This window comes from Terasakiella pusilla DSM 6293 (genome assembly GCF_000688235.1).
Taxonomy (GTDB): Bacteria; Pseudomonadota; Alphaproteobacteria; order Rhodospirillales; family Terasakiellaceae; genus Terasakiella; species Terasakiella pusilla.
In genome coordinates this window covers 68,993-86,788 of the sequence record NZ_JHYO01000010.1, presented here as the reverse complement: position 1 = coordinate 86,788, position 17,796 = coordinate 68,993, and the positions used below count along the sequence as shown (strand labels likewise).

Genomic DNA, 17,796 nt, shown 5'->3' with positions numbered 1-17,796 from the left:
TTAAAGTGCTAATTAAGCAGCTTTTTTAGCTTGAGCTTTTTTAACGCGGCTTTTCAAACGACGTGCTTCACGCGGCAGTTTTTCTGCCGGTGTGTCGAGCAAATACGCATCCAGACCACCTTTATGTTCGATGGTGCGAAGTGCGGCAGTGCTGACGCGCAAGCCAACAGATACGCCCAACGCGTCGCTTACCAAAGAAACGTCTTGCAGGTTCGGCAAGAAACGACGACGAGTGCGGTTTTTAGCGTGGCTAACATTGTTGCCAGTTTGAACGCCTTTACCAGTAAGTGAGCAGCGACGTGCCATAATACAAATCCTTAATCTCATAAACACTGAAGGTGGGGCCAGACATAGTCCCGCCCTCAAGAGAGACCCGCCTTTTAAGGAAAAGGTTGCTTTTCGTCAAGGTGAATCTGACTCTTTTGTGAAGAAAGTTCTCTTGTTGGCGCTTTCATACTCTTTAACGCGGTGGAAAGCAAGTGCTAGGACGTGGAAACTCATTTAAAAAAGCAAGCGAGGCAGGCGTTGCCAACTTACAGCAACGCCTGCTGAAGGTTACGCTAATAACTTCTCGACCATGGCGTCCAGTGTCACCTGCCCACGTGCCGCTTCATCTTGGGTGAAATGAATAAAATCGTTGTTGATATTTTCATACATTTCAACCAACAGATCGGCGACATTCGTGGAAATGCCCGCATCGATCAGGGCTTGGACTTGGGCCTCTCGGGGAACGGAGATGGGGGTGATGTCCGCTTTCAAGGCTTTGGAAAAGGCTTGGGCCACGTCTGCGGCACTATATTGGGCAGCGCCTTTTAGTTCGATCACATTTTTTTGTCCGGCGGGTGGGGTGAGTAAAAGGGCGGCGGCTTTTTCACCAATGTCCTGTGTCGCGACCATGTCGATTTTTTTATCGAGGGGAGACAGGAAGCTCGGCAGGATGTGATCATGGATAATCGGATGAAGGACAGCACCCCAGTTTTCCAGAAAATAGCCGGGACGCAGGGCTGTTGTTTTTAACTCTGTTGCGTTAAGGCGTTCTTCCAGATAGGCGAGGGTGCGGATCGGCCCTGTGGTTTGGGTGGGGGCGTGATGGGCACCGACGGAGGACAGATAGACGACATGGGCCAGACCGGCCTCTTGTGCGGCTGTGACAAGATTGTCGGCAATGTCAAAGCGGCTTTGCAGGAAGTCGGTGTGGGTGACGTCCGGCGGCAACATCAGATAGGCGGCCTCTGCTCCGTTTAGGGCGTCTGTCAGGGCGGCTTGGTCAAACAGATCGGCGACGACGACTTCAGCGCCTTTGTCCTGCCACGGCTGGCCTTTTTCTGTGTTGCGCACAAGAACGCGGACTTTTTTACCTGCATCAAGCAAGGTTTGGGCGACGACAGAACCTGTATTGCCGGTGACACCTGTAACAACAAACATGGGGGAACTCCTTTTCAAAAAACTGTGTGTGTTATCTGCAAAGGAGAATAGGCGGAACGATTGCATCAATCTAATGCATGATTTATATAAAATATATGCATGAAGTGAATATTAAAAACCTCGACCTTAATTTGCTGGTCGCCTTGGAAGCGTTGCTGAATGAAAGCAGCGTGACCCGCGCAGCAGAATCTGTGAGCCTGAGCCAGCCTGCCATGAGCCGGGCGCTGGAGCGTTTGCGCCATATGTTAAAAGACCCGTTGCTGGTGCGAGCTGGGCGCGGGATGGTCTTAACGCCAAGGGCGGAAGGCTTGCGTGTCCCTTTGCAAGACGCGTTGGAACGGGTGCGCAGTGTCTTGGCCCCAAATGCGTTTGACCCGGCGACATCGCAGGCACAATTTCGGATCATGGGGGCGGATTATTTTACACAAGTGATGATGCCAAAGGTGTTGGCGCGCCTTTATCAACAGGCGCCAAACATTCAGGTGGATTTGGTGAATATGTCCATGGCTGCCGTCCAGTCCTTAAGGGCCGGAGAGATTGATCTGGGGATCGGGGTGATTGATGACGGACCGGACATGGCGGGTGCCTTTCATCAAAAGCTGTTTGAAGATGATTTTGTGTGTGTGATGTCCAAAGATCATCAACTTGTGGGGCAAGCGCTGTCGTTGGATGAATTTTGCAAAGCCCGCCATGCCATGCTGAGTATCACGGGACGGGGAACAGGCGCGATTGATCGTCGCCTGCAAGAATTGGGACGGACGCGCAAGACAGTGTTGCGCCTGCCGCATTTTCTGGCGATCCCGTCGGTTATTTCCCAAACGGACTTGCTGATCTCCATGCCGCGCAAGCTGGCGGCCACGTTCCCACAGCAAGGAATTCATGTGCAGGAACTGCCCGCGGAATTACGTGGCCCACGCTTTAGCATCTCCCAAATCTGGCACGAACGCTTTCATCATGACCCCGCTAGGAAATGGTTACGCGCGATTGTGAAAGCTGTGAGCAAAGGGGTGTAAGGCCAATTTTACGTCGCTTATATCGGGCGGTTAAAAAGGGGCGAGGTGCGAAAGTCTGTATAGCGGGGCCACCATTGGGTGAGGGATTGTAGTTTTTGTGAAGACATCTGTTGATCGATGGTTGGTCCTTCGGCCCATGATCCATATTCTTCCACCAAGTCTTCTACAGAACGGATTTTCATCTTTTTGGGCAGGCCATACCGTTGGGCAATGGCGCTGATGATGTCGCCGACTTTCACGCCGTCTTGGGACGTGACGTTAAAATGTCCGCTAAGTTCTGGGTGGTCCAGTAGCTCAGCATAAGCCCGCGCGAGGTCGGATCGTTCCACCAAGGGCCATCTGGTTTGATCGCTACCCCAGACCTCAAAATCGTTACCTTGGCGGGCGTTGTTGAGGAATTTTTCAAACACACCCCCGTTTTCATCATAAACCATGGCGGGATGCAGGACGACACAGGACAAATGAGGCGAGGATAAGAGCTTGCGCTGTCCCGCAATCATCCAGTTGAAGGCGGATAGGGGGACGAACGGACTTTCTTCGGTCGCGACTTGATCACCCGTTGCCCCATAGAGCCAGCATCCCCCGGTGTAGAGGAGGCGAAGGGGGCTTTGCCTTTGAGACGCAGCGCTGATGAGAGTGGTGGTCAGGTGCTCGTCAATCTCAGCCATCGTGTCATCAAACGTGTCTGCGACGTGAATGACGGCATCGAAGCTGACGGCATGGTCAGCCCAGCCTTCAGGTGCGCCGAGATCACCGCGTAAAGGCTGGACACCTTCTTGGATGAGCTTTTGGTCCGCAGTTTTTGAACGGCTTAGGCCCGTGACGGCATAACCTCTAGTGACGAGTTCGCGGATAAGGCCCGTACCGATGGTACCTGTACCACCTAGAATAAAAATTTTCATTTACATCTCCATACGTGTTGGAGCTATGGTTCTAAAGCCTTAACTTAAGTTGAGGGCAAGCGAAAAATGGAGAAAATGGTGAAGACGGAATTGACGGTTGGCGATGTGGCGGATTTGACCGGGTTGAGTGTATCTGCTTTGCATTTTTATGAGCGAAAAGGTCTCATTCAGCCAAAGCGTAATCGGGCAAATTATCGTGTTTACCCGCGTAGCACGGTGCGGCGGATTACGATTATTCAAATCGCGCAGAAAGCAGGCATCCCGTTGGGCGAGATTGCACAAGCGTTAGTGGATGTTCCCTTCGATAAGTCCGTGAGTCTGGCAGACTGGTCGCGGGTGTCAAAAAATTGGCAAGAGGCATTGGATCAACGGATAGCGTTGTTGAGCCTGTTGCGCGATGATCTATCAGGCTGCATTGATTGTGGGTGCCTGAGCACCAGCGATTGCCCCATTGTAAAAAAAGAGCGTGCGGGTGCTTAAAGCCCACAAAAAAGCCCGACTGAGTACAGCCGGGCTTTTTCATGTGCGATTGTCCTTAAAACCTTAGCTCGGACGGCGGGCCATGAGGTCTTTTAGGTTGGCGTCAATGTGATCGAGGAACTGATGCGTGGTGCACCATGTTTGTTCCGGCCCGACCAGCAGCGCCAAATCTTTAGTCATGTGACCGCTTTCCACCGTTTCAATACAGACGCGTTCCAGATCCTCTGCGAAACGTTCCACGGCAGGGGTTTCGTCAAACTGACCACGGAATTTCAACGCGCGGGTCCAGGCAAAGATGGAGGCGATCGGGTTGGTGGAGGTTTCTTTACCTTCCTGATGCATACGGTAGTGACGGGTGACGGTGCCGTGTGCGGCCTCTGCCTCAACGGTTTGCCCATCCGGTGTCATCAGAACAGATGTCATGAGACCAAGGGAGCCGAAGCCTTGAGCAACCGTATCGGACTGCACATCGCCATCGTAGTTTTTACAGGCCCAGACAAAACCGCCGGACCATTTCATGGCACAGGCAACCATATCATCGATCAGACGGTGCTGATAAACGATGCCGGCTTTTTCAAACTTCTCTTTAAATTCAGCTTCGAAAATCTCTTCAAAGATATCTTTAAAGCGACCGTCATAAGCTTTCAGGATGGTGTTTTTGGTGGATAGGAAGACGGGCCAACCCAGTTCCAGACCATAGTTCAGACAGGCGCGGGCAAAGCCACGGATGCTTTCATCCACGTTATACATGGACATGGCAACGCCGGCGCTTTCAAATTCATAGACCGTGTGGGTAATGGGATCGCCGCCATCGGCAGGCTCAAACGTCATGGTCAGTTTGCCCGGACCCGGCACTTTCATGTCGGTGGCTTTATACTGATCGCCAAAAGCGTGACGCCCGATCACGATGGGCTGGGTCCAACCCGGCACAAGGCGCGGTACGTTTTTACAGATGATCGGCTGACGGAAAACCGTACCACCGATGATGTTACGCAGCGTCCCGTTCGGTGACTTCCACATTTTTTTGAGGCCGAATTCTTCAACCCGTTGTTCGTCCGGTGTGATGGTCGCGCATTTAACGCCGACGCGGTGTTCCTTGATGGCGTTTGCCGCATCAATGGTGACTTGGTCGTCGGTTGCGTCGCGGTTTTCCATACCGAGGTCGTAATATTTTAAATCAACGTCGCAATAGGGCAGGATCAGCTTGTCTTTGATGAATTGCCAGATGATGCGGGTCATTTCGTCGCCATCGAGTTCAACGATGGGGTTTTTGACCTTGATTTTGCTCATATGTGTTCTCCGAAAAAAGGGGAAATGCAGCAGCGAAGCTTTTTATGTAATTGCCCAAACGATACGCCTGAAAAAATACCTTGGCAAGTAAAGTATTGGTATGACCAAGGCGGCAGTTTTTCTATGTTTTACAAAGGGTTGTGGCAAAAGGAAAGTCACCTTAAATTGGTCTAGTGGTAATACAAATAAATTGGGGCGCGAGAGGGAATGTCAAGACGACGACGCGAGAGAATCGACAGATCGCTTTTCAGCCTTTGGGCGACAGGAAATTACCCTTACGACGGCCCCCTTGAACATTTATATAAAGTCTGATCCTGACCCTAGACGCATGTTTTATAAGCTAGAAATTCGCTATGTTATTGGTAATACCGAAAAAAATAGCAAAGTCAGTTGCGAGTGTGCGGTGCACCGATTACAAATAGGCCAGCAAATTATGTAGTTGCCTCGGGTTAATCGAGGCTTTTGGGAGTTTTGAAACAAATGACTGACATCATTTATACAATCGTTGATGAAGCGCCGGAACTGGCAAGCGGGTCTTTCCTGCCGATTATCCAGAAATACACCAAAGCGGCGGGCATCGAGGTTGGCACAAAAGATATTTCCGTTGCCGCCCGTATCCTTGCTTTGTTTGATCTGCATTCTGACGATTTGGCAGAGCTGGGCGATCTGGTAAAGACGCCGGATGCAAACGTCATTAAACTTCCGAACGTTTCTGCGTCTGTCCCGCAATTGGTTGCGGCGATCAAGGAATTGCAGTCTCATGGGTTCGACATTCCTGATTATGTTGAAAACCCGCAAACAGACGAAGAAAAAGCGGCGCGTGCAAAATACGACACGGTTAAAGGGTCTGCGGTAAACCCGGTTCTGCGTGAAGGCAACTCCGATCGTCGCGCCCCGTTTGCGGTTAAAGAATTCGCGAAGAAAAACCCGCACCGCATGGGCAAATGGACAAAAGACAGCAAAACCCACGTTGCGACAATGGGCGTGAATGATTTCGCGTCTAACGAAAAATCCATCACACTGGATAAAGCCACAACGGGTAAAATCGAATTCGTCGGCAAAGACGGCGCGGTTCAAACCTTGAAAGAAAGCCTGCCGTTGCAAGCGGGTGAAGTGCTGGACGGGACCTTCATGTCCGTTAAAGCGCTGCGCACATTCTTGGCAGAACAAATTGCAGAGACAAAAGAGCAAGGCATCCTGTTCTCGCTCCACATGAAAGCGACCATGATGAAGGTGTCTGACCCGGTGATCTTTGGTCACTGCGTTGAAGTCTTCTTCAAAGACGTGTTTGAAAAGCACGCGGCGACATTTGCGGAGCTGGGCGTGGATGTGAACAACGGCTTTGGCGATGTTGTTTCTAAAATCGAAAAACTGCCGGCTGACAAAAAGGCCGAGATCGAAGCAGACATCGAAGCGTGTCTGGCAGCACAGCCTGACTTGTATATGGTGAACTCCGACAAGGGCATCACCAACCTGCACGTTCCGTCTGACGTGATCATCGATGCGTCTATGCCTGCTGTGATCAAAGCGGGTGGTATCGGCTGGGGACCGGATGGCAAAGCGGCTGACACAAAATGTGTGATCCCGGATAGCTCTTACGCGGGCGTTTACGATGCGGTCATCAACTTCTGTAAAGAAAATGGTGAATTCAACCCAGCAACAATGGGGTCCGTGCCGAACGTTGGTTTGATGGCGCAAAAAGCGGAAGAATACGGCTCTCACCCGCAAACATTCACCGCACCGGCTGACGGTGTGATCCGTATCGTTGATGCGGACGGCAATGTCCTGATCTCCCACGATGTGGAAGCAGGTGACATCTGGCGTGCGTGTATGGCGAAAGACGCACCGATTCAGGATTGGGTGAAACTGGCTGTGTCTCGTGCGCGTGCATCTGGGTCTACAGCTGTCTTCTGGCTGGACGAAAACCGTGCACACGATGCAGAACTGATCAAGAAAGTGAATGCTTATCTGCCGAACCACGATACATCCGGTCTGGATATCAAGATCATGGCACCGGCTGATGCGTGTCGTTTGTCTTGTGAGATGATTGCGCGTGGCGAAGATTGTATCTCTGTGACAGGTAACGTGCTGCGTGACTACAACACAGACCTGTTCCCGATCCTTGAAGTGGGTACATCTGCGAAGATGTTGTCTATCGTGCCGTTGATGAACGGTGGCGGTCTGTTTGAAACAGGCGCTGGCGGTTCTGCACCGAAGCATGTTCAGCAATTGGTTGAAGAAAACCACCTGCGTTGGGATAGCCTGGGCGAGTTCTGCGCGTTGGGTGCCTCCCTTGAGCACCTCGCAACGGTCAAGAACAACCCGAAAGCGGCGATCCTTGGGAAGACACTGGATCAAGCGACAGCGAAACTTCTGGACAAAAACGAGTCCCCAAGCCGTAAAGTGGGTGAGCACGACAACCGTGGGTCACACTTCTGCATCGCGCTGTATTGGGCAGAAGCATTGGCTGCACAGGACGACGATGCGGAGCTGAAGGCCTACTTCGCACCGATTGCAAAAGAGCTGGCAGAAAAAGAAGATCAGATCCGTAAAGAGCTGATCGATTGCCAAGGCGCGCCGGTTGATCTGGGTGGTTACTACCATCAGGATCAGGCAAAACGCGTTGCCGCAATGCGCCCAAGTGCGACATTGAATGCGATCATCGGCTAACGAACTGATCGTTTTTAAGTGACAAAAAGCCCGTCTCTGGTTTGGAGGCGGGCTTTTTGTTGTCTGAGTATTTAATTTAAAATTGTTTTGCCTTCTTCTTTGACCTGTTTTTGTTTTTCTGATATTTCTGTGACCTATACAAAAGAATTAAAATAAAGAGACGTATCTCTGGGCGTTGTTGCGGGAAGCGAGTGTGTACTGGTTATTGGTGCTTTGATTAAAGCGAATAAATAAACAGTAGGGGAGCTGTCTGCGTTGCGGATCGCTAAAAAATTTAAATGAAAGATAACCATAACCTACCGTCCCAAGGTGCGGCGACAGGTCACACGGTCATGGATAAAATTGCGTTTGCTGTCTGTGGACGTATCATCAGTAAGTTCTTTTTTGTCGGTAATGTTGATCTTTGCTTTCTCGACCTTCCCGCGATGCCCGCAGGCAACGGCGAAGGTGAGAAGTTTATTATGCGTTTTCACAGCCGCAATGCGCTGCGCCGCCTGTTCTATAAACCGAGCATGAATATCGGTGAGATTTTCATGGAAGGCGGCTGGACGTTGGACCAAGGTGATCTTGGTCGCTTTATGGGCTTGTTGCTCACCAACGAAGAATTGCTGGAAGAAACCGCCTTTTTTAAAGCGTTTGATGCGGCCTCCAGCTCTATCGGGCATTGGCTGACCGTCAATTCCGTTGAGCGCAGTCACGAAAATGTGCAGCACCATTATGATTTGGGTAATGACCTCTATGAAGCCTTTCTTATAGATTGCCAATCTCTGGTGAAATCTACCTGTATCGGTAATATTTTAATTTTGTAATAGTGATAAACGTCATTTTGTTACGTTTCAATAAGTCATTGACTTTGAATATTTTTTTTGTCAATTTTATATAAAGTTCATTTGTGAATTTGTAAATTTTTGACACTGCATTGCAAAAACGCATGTGCGAGAAATGGAGGGGAAAATGCCCCGCGCGCCTATCGGGTTAAAGATCAAAAAGCGGAGAAAATCGCTTGGGATTACACAATTAAAACTGGCTGAAAAGCTGGGTATTTCTGCGTCTTATCTGAACTTGATTGAGAACAACAAAAGATCAATCGGGGGTAAATTGCTGCAACGCATCTCAAACGAGCTGGGGATGGAGACCGGAGCGTTGGATGGGGAGAGCGATCGTCGCCTGATTCTGGAACTTCACGAACTGACGACCGACGCGCTGTTTGAAAATATCGAGCTGTCACACGAAACGGCAGCGAATCTGGTGGGGCGCCATCCACGTTGGGCGCGCGCGATCCAGACGCTGTATCGTGCCTATTTAAACCAGGCGCAAACCATCAACGCGCTGTCGGATCGCCTCAATTATGCGCCTTATATTGATGATGCGGTGTTTCGTATGCTGACGAACGCGACAGCGATCCGGTCCAGTTCGGAGATTTTGGGCGGCACACAGGAAATGAGTGATCGGGACCGCCAGCGTTTCCATAATATCCTGACGGAGGAAAGCCAGAAGCTGGCGGATGTCGCAGGCGGGCTCAGCACGTTTTTGGATAACGCTAAATTCCAGACCCGGTCTTTAACCCCGGCAGAAGATGTTGATGATTTTGTCATGGACCATGACGGCTATTTTCAGGAACTGGAAGATGCCGCTGCTGACTTTTTAGCTGAAATCGGCTTTCAGGGCAGCGATACGGAAAGTATGTTGCAGGAGGTTTTGGAGCGTAAATTTGACGTGCAGGTGCGTATCGGGGCAGATAACCGCGACGTGATGCGCAGTAGTCATCATCAGTCCGTCTTCAATCAGATTACCCGCACACTGGATGTACCGAACTATGCGTCGTCTCAGGTGCGTCGTTTTGAAATGGCCTGTTTGTTGGTGGAGCTGTCCATGTCGGATGTGATTTCATCGGTTATTGCAAAATCCGATATTTTGATCAGTGCGGCAGCGCAGGAATGGGCAGCGAGTGAACTGATTGATTACCTCGCGCGCGCACTGTTGATGCCCTACGATGAGTTTTTGGACGATGCGGTGCGCGAACGCTATGATGTGGATGTGCTGTCGCGCAAATATACGGTCACTTTTCAAATGGCCGCCAGCCGTCTGGCCAGTTTGCGTAAAAGCGGGTCGGAAGGCATTCCCTTTGGGTTGATGCACACCAATCCGGCGGGACACGTCTTGAAGCGCCGCACCCTTGCCGGCTTGCCGATCCCGCGTTATGGCAATGCCTGTCCGTTGTGGGATATCTATAGCTCTTTTCAAACACCGGGGCGGATTGTGCGTCAGTTGGCCCGCTTTCCCAATAAGGACAAATTTCTGTTTATTGCAAAAGCCGAAGCCCCGGACCAGACAGGCTTTTCTCAGCCACGGGTATTGAAAGCAACCATGTTGGCGTGCGAAGCGGTGCATGCAGACCGGACGGTCTATGCGGACGGGCTGGATTTATCGTCTTTGAAGTCCATGACCAATGTGGGGCTGAACTGTCGCTTATGTAGCTGGACTGATTGCGCACACCGTGAGGAAGACCCGATTTTAACCCAGTAAATTACAGGTTTAATTTCTGCCTGTTCAGATTGTGCGGTTTTGTGGTATTTTCAACCCCTAAAACAGATGAAGAGGGGATCATGAAGACAATTATTGCAGGGTCGCGCACGATTGAAGACAAAGAGGCGCTGGAACATACAATTGCCGCCGCTGGATGGGAGATTACGGAAGTCGTTTCCGGCACCTGTCGCGGTGTTGATGTGATGGGGGAAGAATGGGGGCGTGCCAATGGCGTGCCTGTTCGCCCCTTTCCGGCAGACTGGCTGACCCATGGGCGGACAGCGGGGGAACTGCGCAATCGGGAAATGGCAAATTATGCAGATGGGCTGATTTTATTGTGGGATGGCAAAAGTCCCGGGGCCAGTTGTATGCTGCGCGAAGCCAATAAGGCGGGGATCAAGGTCTATAATCAGATCTACGGTCTGGATATGCAGCAGTTGGAAGAAACCGAGCAGCAGATCATGGCCTATTATCATGCCGGCAAAGGCCGCTTGATCAACGATCATGGTCATTGGCGCTGGGAATATGCCGATGAAGGCGCACCGCGTGTCACACAGGAAGCCGTCGCCGAACTGATCCGGCGCGACATGATGCAGCCGACGATGATTGAGGTCTTGCAGGTTATTGCCTGACAACGAAACCTAAGGAAAAGCCCCCTTCCCATGGCTTGGGAGGGGGCTTTTTTGTTTAGACCAATTTACCGAGATCGGTTTCTTTGGTGACGGCCTTGAGGAACTCATCAAGGGCGGTGTTGAGGCCGACCGCGCGTTCCTGCAAATCGCTGGAGGCGGCGGTGATTTCGTCAGAGGCAGTGGAGGTGGAGTTCGCCCCTTCTGCCACATCGCCGATAATTTCGGCAACGGTGCTGACACCGCGCACACCTTCTTGCACGCTGGCGCTGATCTCGGTGACGGCTGAACGCTGCTGCTCAACCGCATCGGCAATGACCGCACCGGCTTGTTCGACTTCGACAATAATTGTGCTGACTTCGTTAATGGCAGCAACCGCATCGTTGGTGGCGCTTTGCATCGCGTTAATTTGCGAAACGATTTCTTGTGTGGCTTTGGCGGTTTGGTTGGACAGGGATTTTACTTCCCCGGCAACCACGGCAAAGCCTTTGCCCGCTTCGCCCGCGCGCGCCGCTTCGATGGTGGCGTTGAGCGCCAGAAGGTTGGTTTGATCGGCGATGTCATTGATCAGACTGACGACCTGATTAATCCGGTCTGCCGCTTGGGACAGGGTGTGGATGGTCTGGTCCGCCACTTGTGTGCGTTGAACGGCTGTTTGGCTAAGTTCTGCTGAACGGTTCACCTGCGTACTCACTTCGCTGATGGAAGCGGAGAATTCTTCGGTTGCTGCAGCAACACTTTCAACGTTTTGCGCTGAGGTCTGGGCCGCTTCTGCAACGGTGTTTGACTGTACCGACGTGTTTTGTGCAGTGAGAGACATGCTCTCGGCGGAGGCTTGCATCTGGGTGACTGTCGACAGGACGGTCTGGACAACTGAACGAATGTTATGCCCCATTGCCGCGGCATTTTTCTCAAATGTACTTGTCTTGTTGTCCATGGCGGTTAGGCCATTATTGACGATTTCCGCCCGACGGGCGAAAGACCCGACCATCCCTTCCGGCAGGATGGTGCGGAAGAATTCGTCTTTTGCAGCATATTTCAGGGCGGCACCGGCTTCACGGGTAAAGGCTTCAACACGGTCGAGAAGTTTGTTGATGGCTTGTTGCAGATCGCCGATTTCATCGGTGCGATCCAAATTCATGACACGGACGTTGAGGTTGCCTTGTGCAGCTTGTTGTAAGATATGCCCGCTCCGCACCACATCGTGGACGATTTTTTTAACACTGAAAAAGCCCAGAATGCTGACGAGGATAATCAGCGCGACGACGGAGAGGCTGATATAGGTCGCCATTTTGGAAGACATGGCACCAATTGCTTCTTCCGTAGATTTTTCTGCAATGATGGCCCAACGTTGTCCACCGAAGTCCAGCGGTGCATAGGCCGCGAAAACAGAGTTACCGTTATAGTTATCTTGAATAAGTGAGCCGCTTTCGCCGTTCAGGGCTTTGTTCACAGCTTCGGTATCGACTTTGGTTTTCAAGGCTGTTGGTGTGGCTGATAGGCGGCTGTCACTATTCATGAATTTTTGGCTGTTGACGATATAAGACTCGCCTGTTTCTCCCATGCCGGAGCTGACGTTCAGGATTTTATTGATGTTTGCCATCGGGATTTGAAAGACAAGAACGCCATGTTTTTCACCAGCTTCATCAAAGATCGGACTTGCAATGAAGCTCGCGGGTTCATTGGCGCTGGAGGAATATGTCGCAAAGTTTTCAAATGCGATTTGGCCAGCTTTAAAGTTATCTAACACTGCGCGCGTGACGCGCCCCAGTCCTGTATCTTTCCATTCGTCGGCAAGAATATTGTTTGCAAAGTCATCTTCCTTGAAGACGGAATAGACCAGTTTGCCTTCATGATTGATCAGGAAGATATCATAAAAGCCCTTGTGCTGTAGATAAGTTCTGAGCCAGGGGTGATAGTGTGCGTGGGCTTTGGAATAGCTGCTGCCATCTTCTGCGGCATCCAGTTTTTCCTTTTCGCCAACGGGGTGGGGGTTGGTGTTTATATAGAGATCTTTCAGGTCTTGTTCGGGGTTGGAAAAGGCGTCCCAACCTTCTTCGAAAGCGGTCAACCCCTGAATGGTCATGTCGTTGGAGGAAATGCTGTTCAGGTCACTTTCCAGCCCTTCTAGATAGGTTTTGAGCGCTGTTTTACGAGCTTCTTGGATTGCAACGATTTCATGTTTCATTTCATTCGTTAGGCTGGACGTGGCGACGTTGTAGGAAATGAGACCGGTGGCGACAGCACTGATAAAGGCCATCAAAGCCATGAGAAGCGGGAGTTTTTGGGAGATCTTCAAGGACTTAGTCATGGCTGATTTCTCCCATATTGACTTGTAATTCATCGCTGCTCTTTAATTGCTGCAACTTGTACATAAACATGTCGTAGCGCATTTCCTGCTCTTTCATGAGGCGGGTCAGGATGTTGAAAGATTCGACCAGTCCCTGTTTTGTCGTTGCCTGGCTGTCCTCCATCCGTTTGAGGTGGCGGTATAGCGGCGCGATAATTTTGATGGCTTCCGGGTTGGGAACGCGACGGTTTGAGTGGTAACCGATAATCTCGCGGTTTGAATCGAACGTGGGGGTGACGTGCGCAAGAACCCAATAGTAATCATCGTATTTTGTTCGATTGAGAACATAGGCGAAGAGTTCTTCGCCGCTACTTACGGTGTCCCATAAGAGCTTAAAGATGCATCGCGGCATGTGAGAATGGCGAATGACGTTATGGGGTTTGCCAATGACTTCATGTTCTTTGTAGTCGGCAATTTGAAGAAAAATATCGTTGGCATAGGTAATGATGCCTTTTTTATCAGTTTTGCTGACAATAATATCGTCGACGGAAAAGGTTTTTTCTTTACCCGGAATTTTGTAGATATCAGACATGAAAAAATCATCCAGTAATAAACATGTAAGTTTATATTAGATGAAAATCTGCACAGAGCAATTCAAGGAAAATACGTATAAAAAAAGAGGCCGAAGCCTCTTTTTAAATCTAAAGTATAATGAAGATGTCAGGATTTTTTGACAAATTTAGTCAGGATTACAATTTGCTGTCCATTGACGCGACCTTCAATATGTTCTTCATTTGTCGGATCCAGCGAAATATTACGCACGGCTGTGCCGCGCTTTGCTGTAAAGCCTGCGCCTTTGACGTTTAGGTCTTTGATCAGGACAACGGTGTCGCCAGCTTCCAGAACAGCCCCGTTGCTATCGACATGTTTCAGGGCAAGGTCATCTTCTGCACTTGAGGCCGTTGCTTCAGATTGGGCTTTTGCAAGCACGTCATCTTCCAGATAAAGGCTCTCCAAGGCATCTTGCGCCCAGTTTTCGCCTTGGGCGGACAAGCGGGTCAGCAGGCGCCATGCCATGATCTGAATGCCTTCTTCCGGTGTCCACATGCTGTCGTTCAGGCAGCGCCAGTGATGAACGTCCAAGGCTTGATCGGAGTTGATTTGTTCCTGACAGGTGGCGCAGGCTTGCACGCTACAGTCTTCTGCACCGGCGATTTGTAGAGTGGAGACGTTGTTTGTGCTTTCACATAATTGACAGCTGGACATGGAGGTTTCCTTTAATACAAAAAAATTTTGGGGTTTTTAGCAGCAATATTAATCTATGTTAATCTTTTTGATGGATAATCTTTTATTACGCACTATGATCGTGGGGCGCGAACACGCCCTGACTAATGAAAATCATTAAATAAGGACGCTTATGAAAGCGAATGCACTGGTAGGTAAGTTGAGCTTGCTTGTAGATCTCGAAGATGCAGAGGTCGAACTTCTCAATAATTTCTGTCAGGAAAGTGGTTTTTTGCAGAAGGGGCAATCTCTGACCCCGCATGATGATGACAGCGATACCGTAATTTTATTGCTGGAAGGCTGGGCCTGTCGCTACAAAATCCTGTCGGATGGGCGACGCCAGATTACCAGTTTCGTGTTGCCGGGTGATTTATCTGGTGTGCGTGCCTGCTTGTTTGGTGTCTCTGATTATGAAACCGAAGCGTTGACGGATTGTCAGATCGCGCGCATCAATGGGTCGGAAATTGCCAACCTGTTTATTGAACAACCGCGTTTAGCCGCAGCCATTACATGGGGGTCCGCCCGCGAAGAGGCGATGCTGACCGAACGGGTGGTTAGTCTGGGCCGACGAAATGCCAAGGAACGGATCGCGCATCTGTTTTTAGAAATTCATTCCCGCTTGGCCGCCGTCGGTGTGGCGGAGCGCATGGCGTATGAGTTGCCTATTACGCAAGAAATTATTGCGGACTGCCTGGGACTGAGCATCGTCCATGTCAATCGTACACTGCAGGTGATGCGCAAGGATAAGTTGTTAGAGTATCGCAATGGGTATGTTATTTTGCATGACCCAAGACGGCTTAGGAAGTTGTGTTCTTTCGATTCAGAACATCTTGAAGGTGAGCTTCATCCAGAGCTTGCGGATTTGTAGAATTTTATCTTATTGAATTTAAATAATATTTTCTAAAAGTACTTAACCTATGTTAACGCCATTAACATGAGTTAATGTTCGGCTTTGCTGGATGGTTATGGTTCCTCCCGTCTTTAACAGATTGCAGGAGGCAACAATTTTTAGTTTCGAAATTCCGCAGAAGCGGGATGGTCGTTTCGTCTATGATTTGATCAAATCATGTCCCCCTTTGGATGTTAATTCCAAATACGCTTATTTTCTGCTGTGCGATCATTTCGCCAGTTCCAGCATCATCTGCCGCGATACATCTAACGATGATAAAATTATCGGTTTTGTCGGCGGATATCGAAAACCAACCGAGCCGGAAACCCTTTTCGTGTGGCAAATTGCGGTTGATGAAAACTATCGCGGAAGAGGCATCCCCGCGATGATGCTACAGGAAATGTTACAGGTCCAAAACCCTGTCTCCATTCAAGCAATCGAAGCCACCTACACGCCATCGAACAAGGCGTCATTCAAGTTTTTCACAAAGTTCGCTGAAAATCGTCGGGCGTTGACGAAAGTGGAAGAGTATCTGTCCGAAGATGATTTTGGAACAGGTGAACAAGCCCATGAAGCAGAAAAACTCATCAAGATTTTTTTAACGCCGTTGCCATCATCACTGAATGATAAGGAGTAACAAGTTATGCGCATTTTTGAACAAGTTGAATCTCAGGTTCGTGGGTATGTCCGTTCGTTCCCCGCAATTTTCGACAAAGCAGAAGGGGCCTTGTTATTTGATGAGCATGGCAACCGCTACCTCGATTTTTTTGCAGGCGCAGGGACGCTTAACTACGGTCACAACCACCCGCTGATCACTGAAGCGCTGATCGAGTATTTGAAAGACAGCCGCATCGTGCACGGTCTGGATAAGGCGACATCTGCAAAACGTGACTTTTTGCAAACCTTCGTCAACACGATCCTTGAGCCGCGCAACATGGAATATAAAATCCAGTTTACCGGCCCGACAGGGACAAACGCGGTTGAGACAGCCATGAAACTGGCGCGTCTGGTCAAGCAGCGTTCCAACATTATTGCTTTTACCAACGGCTATCATGGCCTGACCATGGGCTCATTGTCCGTAACGGGCAACAGCTTCTATCGCGACGAGTCTTATGGCGTGCGTGCCAATACCGACTTTATGCCGTTTGATGGCTATATGGGCGATGACTTTGATACCATTGAATATCTGCGCAAAGTCCTGTCCGATCAATCCAGCGGGATTGACTTGCCGGCAGCGGTGATCGTTGAGACGATCCAAGGGGAAGGCGGCATCAATGTCGCCAGTGTCGAGTGGCTGCAAAGTCTGGAAAAATTGTGCCGTGATTTTGATATTCTGTTGATTATTGATGACATCCAGATGGGCAACGGGCGCACAGGTCGTTTCTTCAGCTTTGAAGAAGCGGGTATCCGTCCCGACATGATCACTTTGTCCAAGTCGTTGGGCGGTGGTCTGCCGTTCTCGATTTTGCTGATGCGTCCAGAGTTGGACCAGTGGCAGCCGGGCGAACATACAGGCACCTTCCGTGGTAACAACCTTGCATTCGTTGCGGCAGAAAAAGCCCTTAGCCTGTGGGAAGATGATCGTTTGGGCCAGCAGGTCCGTGAGTATGGCGACATCATCGAAAAAGCATTGAACGAGATTGTCGAAGAACATCCAGAGATGGATCTTGAAGTCCGCGGCCGCGGCATGGCCTGGGGTCTTGACTTTAAAGTGCCGGAAATGGGCAGCAAAATCTCTGAGATCGCCTTTGGTAAAAACATGATCATCGAAACAGCAGGTGCAGATTCCAGCATTCTGAAACTGTTGCCGCCGCTGATTATTGATCCTGATCTTCTGGCGGAAGGTCTGGAGATCATCAAGCAGTGCGTGCGCGAATTTAAAGAACAAAACCACACTATTATCTATCAGGAGGCATCATGATTGTCCGTGACATCGAAGACATTAAAGGTACAGAACGCGAAGTAAAAGCCGATACAGGCACATGGACCAGTCGCCGGATGTTGCTGCGTAGTGATGGGATGGGGTTTTCTTTCCATGAAACCATCATTCACGCCGGCACGGAAACCCTGATCTGGTATAAAAACCACCTTGAAGCCGTTTACTGCGTAGGCGGCGAAGGCGAGATTGAAGACCTGACCAACGGTGAAACGCATCAGATCCGTGACGGCATCATGTATGCCCTGAATGGTCATGAAAAACATTACCTACGCGCCAAGAGTGATCTGCGCATGATCTGTGTGTTTACACCGCCTTTGACAGGTAAGGAAGATCATGACGCTGATGGTGTTTACGCTTTGATGGAAGAGTAAACACGGGTCGGGTCTCACGCGGTTGACCTGACATACGGCCAGAGGAAGAAGCCATCGGGTGCATTGACGCCCCGGCTTCTCCTCACGC

17 protein-coding genes are annotated in these 17,796 nt (G+C 50.2%); 10 read left to right on the top strand and 7 right to left on the bottom strand.

What is annotated here, in order from left to right; translation table 11 throughout:
* Nucleotides 1-12: 12 nt before the first annotated feature.
* Nucleotides 13-306, bottom strand: coding sequence for a 50S ribosomal protein L28 (gene rpmB / locus Q397_RS0108525; protein ID WP_028879063.1), 294 nt, complete (start codon nt 304-306; stop codon nt 13-15).
* Between the two features lie 249 nt (nt 307-555).
* Nucleotides 556-1,425: an NmrA family NAD(P)-binding protein gene (locus Q397_RS0108520; RefSeq protein WP_028879062.1), complete on the bottom strand. Its 870-nt coding sequence runs from the start codon at nt 1,423-1,425 to the stop codon at nt 556-558.
* Between the two features lie 77 nt (nt 1,426-1,502).
* Between Q397_RS0108520 and Q397_RS21675 the strand changes: the two genes are divergently transcribed.
* Entirely contained in the window at nt 1,503-2,438 is a 936-nt protein-coding gene (locus Q397_RS21675; RefSeq protein WP_038013190.1) for a LysR family transcriptional regulator, read from the top strand.
* A gap of 17 nt (nt 2,439-2,455) precedes the next feature.
* Here Q397_RS21675 and Q397_RS0108510 read toward each other — a convergent pair whose 3' ends face one another.
* Entirely contained in the window at nt 2,456-3,340 is an 885-nt protein-coding gene (locus Q397_RS0108510) for an NAD-dependent epimerase/dehydratase family protein (protein WP_028879061.1), read from the bottom strand.
* 66 nt (nt 3,341-3,406) lie between these two features.
* Here Q397_RS0108510 and soxR point away from each other — a divergent pair, with 66 nt between their 5' ends.
* Nucleotides 3,407-3,820 carry a redox-sensitive transcriptional activator SoxR gene (gene soxR / locus Q397_RS0108505; protein WP_028879060.1) on the top strand — a complete coding sequence of 138 codons (414 nt, stop codon included), beginning with the start codon at nt 3,407-3,409 and terminating at the stop codon, nt 3,818-3,820.
* 63 nt (nt 3,821-3,883) lie between these two features.
* Here the strand turns inward: soxR and Q397_RS0108500 are convergent, their stop codons facing one another.
* The gene (locus Q397_RS0108500) at nt 3,884-5,110 is read right to left on the bottom strand and encodes an NADP-dependent isocitrate dehydrogenase (protein ID WP_028879059.1); all 1,227 of its coding nucleotides are present in this window, start codon (nt 5,108-5,110) and stop codon (nt 3,884-3,886) included.
* Nucleotides 5,111-5,590: 480 nt separating this feature from the next.
* Here Q397_RS0108500 and Q397_RS0108490 point away from each other — a divergent pair, with 480 nt between their 5' ends.
* The 4 genes from Q397_RS0108490 to Q397_RS24020 all read left to right on the top strand — a co-directional run bounded on the left by Q397_RS0108490 (nt 5,591) and on the right by Q397_RS24020 (nt 10,938).
* Nucleotides 5,591-7,780, top strand: a complete 2,190-nt coding sequence (locus Q397_RS0108490; protein ID WP_028879057.1) for an NADP-dependent isocitrate dehydrogenase — start codon at nt 5,591-5,593, stop codon at nt 7,778-7,780.
* A 278-nt stretch (nt 7,781-8,058) separates the two neighbouring features.
* Nucleotides 8,059-8,589: a hypothetical protein gene (locus tag Q397_RS0108485; RefSeq protein ID WP_028879056.1), complete on the top strand. Its 531-nt coding sequence runs from the start codon at nt 8,059-8,061 to the stop codon at nt 8,587-8,589.
* Between the two features lie 145 nt (nt 8,590-8,734).
* On the top strand, nt 8,735-10,306 hold the full coding sequence (locus Q397_RS0108480) for a helix-turn-helix domain-containing protein (RefSeq protein ID WP_028879055.1): 1,572 nt from the start codon (nt 8,735-8,737) through the stop codon (nt 10,304-10,306).
* Between the two features lie 80 nt (nt 10,307-10,386).
* On the top strand, nt 10,387-10,938 hold the full coding sequence (locus tag Q397_RS24020; protein ID WP_051609842.1) for a DUF2493 domain-containing protein: 552 nt from the start codon (nt 10,387-10,389) through the stop codon (nt 10,936-10,938).
* Between the two features lie 55 nt (nt 10,939-10,993).
* Here Q397_RS24020 and Q397_RS24015 read toward each other — a convergent pair whose 3' ends face one another.
* The 3 genes from Q397_RS24015 to Q397_RS0108460 all read right to left on the bottom strand — a co-directional run bounded on the left by Q397_RS24015 (nt 10,994) and on the right by Q397_RS0108460 (nt 14,491).
* Complete coding sequence (locus Q397_RS24015) at nt 10,994-13,246, bottom strand: methyl-accepting chemotaxis protein (protein WP_051609841.1); 2,253 nt, start codon at nt 13,244-13,246, stop codon at nt 10,994-10,996.
* A complete protein-coding gene (locus Q397_RS21665; RefSeq protein WP_051609840.1) occupies nt 13,239-13,817 on the bottom strand; it encodes a PAS domain-containing protein in 579 nt (192 codons plus the stop codon). The genes Q397_RS24015 and Q397_RS21665 overlap by 8 nt, the downstream gene beginning before the upstream one ends.
* A gap of 128 nt (nt 13,818-13,945) precedes the next feature.
* The gene (locus tag Q397_RS0108460) at nt 13,946-14,491 is read right to left on the bottom strand and encodes an alkylphosphonate utilization protein (RefSeq protein ID WP_028879053.1); all 546 of its coding nucleotides are present in this window, start codon (nt 14,489-14,491) and stop codon (nt 13,946-13,948) included.
* A 151-nt stretch (nt 14,492-14,642) separates the two neighbouring features.
* Between Q397_RS0108460 and Q397_RS21660 the strand changes: the two genes are divergently transcribed.
* The 4 genes from Q397_RS21660 to Q397_RS0108440 all read left to right on the top strand — a co-directional run bounded on the left by Q397_RS21660 (nt 14,643) and on the right by Q397_RS0108440 (nt 17,708).
* Nucleotides 14,643-15,377 (top strand): Crp/Fnr family transcriptional regulator, encoded by a 735-nt coding sequence (locus Q397_RS21660; protein ID WP_051609839.1) that lies wholly within the window; start codon nt 14,643-14,645, stop codon nt 15,375-15,377.
* Nucleotides 15,378-15,468: 91 nt separating this feature from the next.
* Entirely contained in the window at nt 15,469-16,035 is a 567-nt protein-coding gene (gene ectA / locus Q397_RS21655) for a diaminobutyrate acetyltransferase (RefSeq protein ID WP_084148990.1), read from the top strand.
* A gap of 6 nt (nt 16,036-16,041) precedes the next feature.
* Entirely contained in the window at nt 16,042-17,319 is a 1,278-nt protein-coding gene (gene ectB, locus Q397_RS0108445) for a diaminobutyrate--2-oxoglutarate transaminase (protein ID WP_028879052.1), read from the top strand.
* Nucleotides 17,316-17,708 (top strand): ectoine synthase, encoded by a 393-nt coding sequence (locus tag Q397_RS0108440; protein WP_028879051.1) that lies wholly within the window; start codon nt 17,316-17,318, stop codon nt 17,706-17,708. The genes ectB and Q397_RS0108440 overlap by 4 nt, the downstream gene beginning before the upstream one ends.
* The last annotated feature ends 88 nt before the right edge of the window (nt 17,709-17,796 follow it).

Excerpts from the sequence above, each read along its gene's own strand:
- rpmB (WP_028879063.1), bottom strand. The coding sequence starts at position 306 with ATGGCACGTCGCTGCTCACTTACTGGTAAAGGCGTTCAAACTGGCAAC.
- Q397_RS0108520 (WP_028879062.1), bottom strand. The coding sequence starts at position 1,425 with ATGTTTGTTGTTACAGGTGTCACCGGCAATACAGGTTCTGTCGTCGCC.
- Q397_RS21675 (WP_038013190.1), top strand. The coding sequence starts at position 1,503 with ATGATTTATATAAAATATATGCATGAAGTGAATATTAAAAACCTCGAC.
- Q397_RS0108510 (WP_028879061.1), bottom strand. The coding sequence starts at position 3,340 with ATGAAAATTTTTATTCTAGGTGGTACAGGTACCATCGGTACGGGCCTT.
- soxR (WP_028879060.1), top strand. The coding sequence starts at position 3,407 with ATGGAGAAAATGGTGAAGACGGAATTGACGGTTGGCGATGTGGCGGAT.
- Q397_RS0108500 (WP_028879059.1), bottom strand. The coding sequence starts at position 5,110 with ATGAGCAAAATCAAGGTCAAAAACCCCATCGTTGAACTCGATGGCGAC.
- Q397_RS0108490 (WP_028879057.1), top strand. The coding sequence starts at position 5,591 with ATGACTGACATCATTTATACAATCGTTGATGAAGCGCCGGAACTGGCA.
- Q397_RS0108485 (WP_028879056.1), top strand. The coding sequence starts at position 8,059 with ATGAAAGATAACCATAACCTACCGTCCCAAGGTGCGGCGACAGGTCAC.
- Q397_RS0108480 (WP_028879055.1), top strand. The coding sequence starts at position 8,735 with ATGCCCCGCGCGCCTATCGGGTTAAAGATCAAAAAGCGGAGAAAATCG.
- Q397_RS24020 (WP_051609842.1), top strand. The coding sequence starts at position 10,387 with ATGAAGACAATTATTGCAGGGTCGCGCACGATTGAAGACAAAGAGGCG.
- Q397_RS24015 (WP_051609841.1), bottom strand. The coding sequence starts at position 13,246 with ATGACTAAGTCCTTGAAGATCTCCCAAAAACTCCCGCTTCTCATGGCT.
- Q397_RS21665 (WP_051609840.1), bottom strand. The coding sequence starts at position 13,817 with ATGTCTGATATCTACAAAATTCCGGGTAAAGAAAAAACCTTTTCCGTC.
- Q397_RS0108460 (WP_028879053.1), bottom strand. The coding sequence starts at position 14,491 with ATGTCCAGCTGTCAATTATGTGAAAGCACAAACAACGTCTCCACTCTA.
- Q397_RS21660 (WP_051609839.1), top strand. The coding sequence starts at position 14,643 with ATGAAAGCGAATGCACTGGTAGGTAAGTTGAGCTTGCTTGTAGATCTC.
- ectA (WP_084148990.1), top strand. The coding sequence starts at position 15,469 with ATGGTTATGGTTCCTCCCGTCTTTAACAGATTGCAGGAGGCAACAATT.
- ectB (WP_028879052.1), top strand. The coding sequence starts at position 16,042 with ATGCGCATTTTTGAACAAGTTGAATCTCAGGTTCGTGGGTATGTCCGT.
- Q397_RS0108440 (WP_028879051.1), top strand. The coding sequence starts at position 17,316 with ATGATTGTCCGTGACATCGAAGACATTAAAGGTACAGAACGCGAAGTA.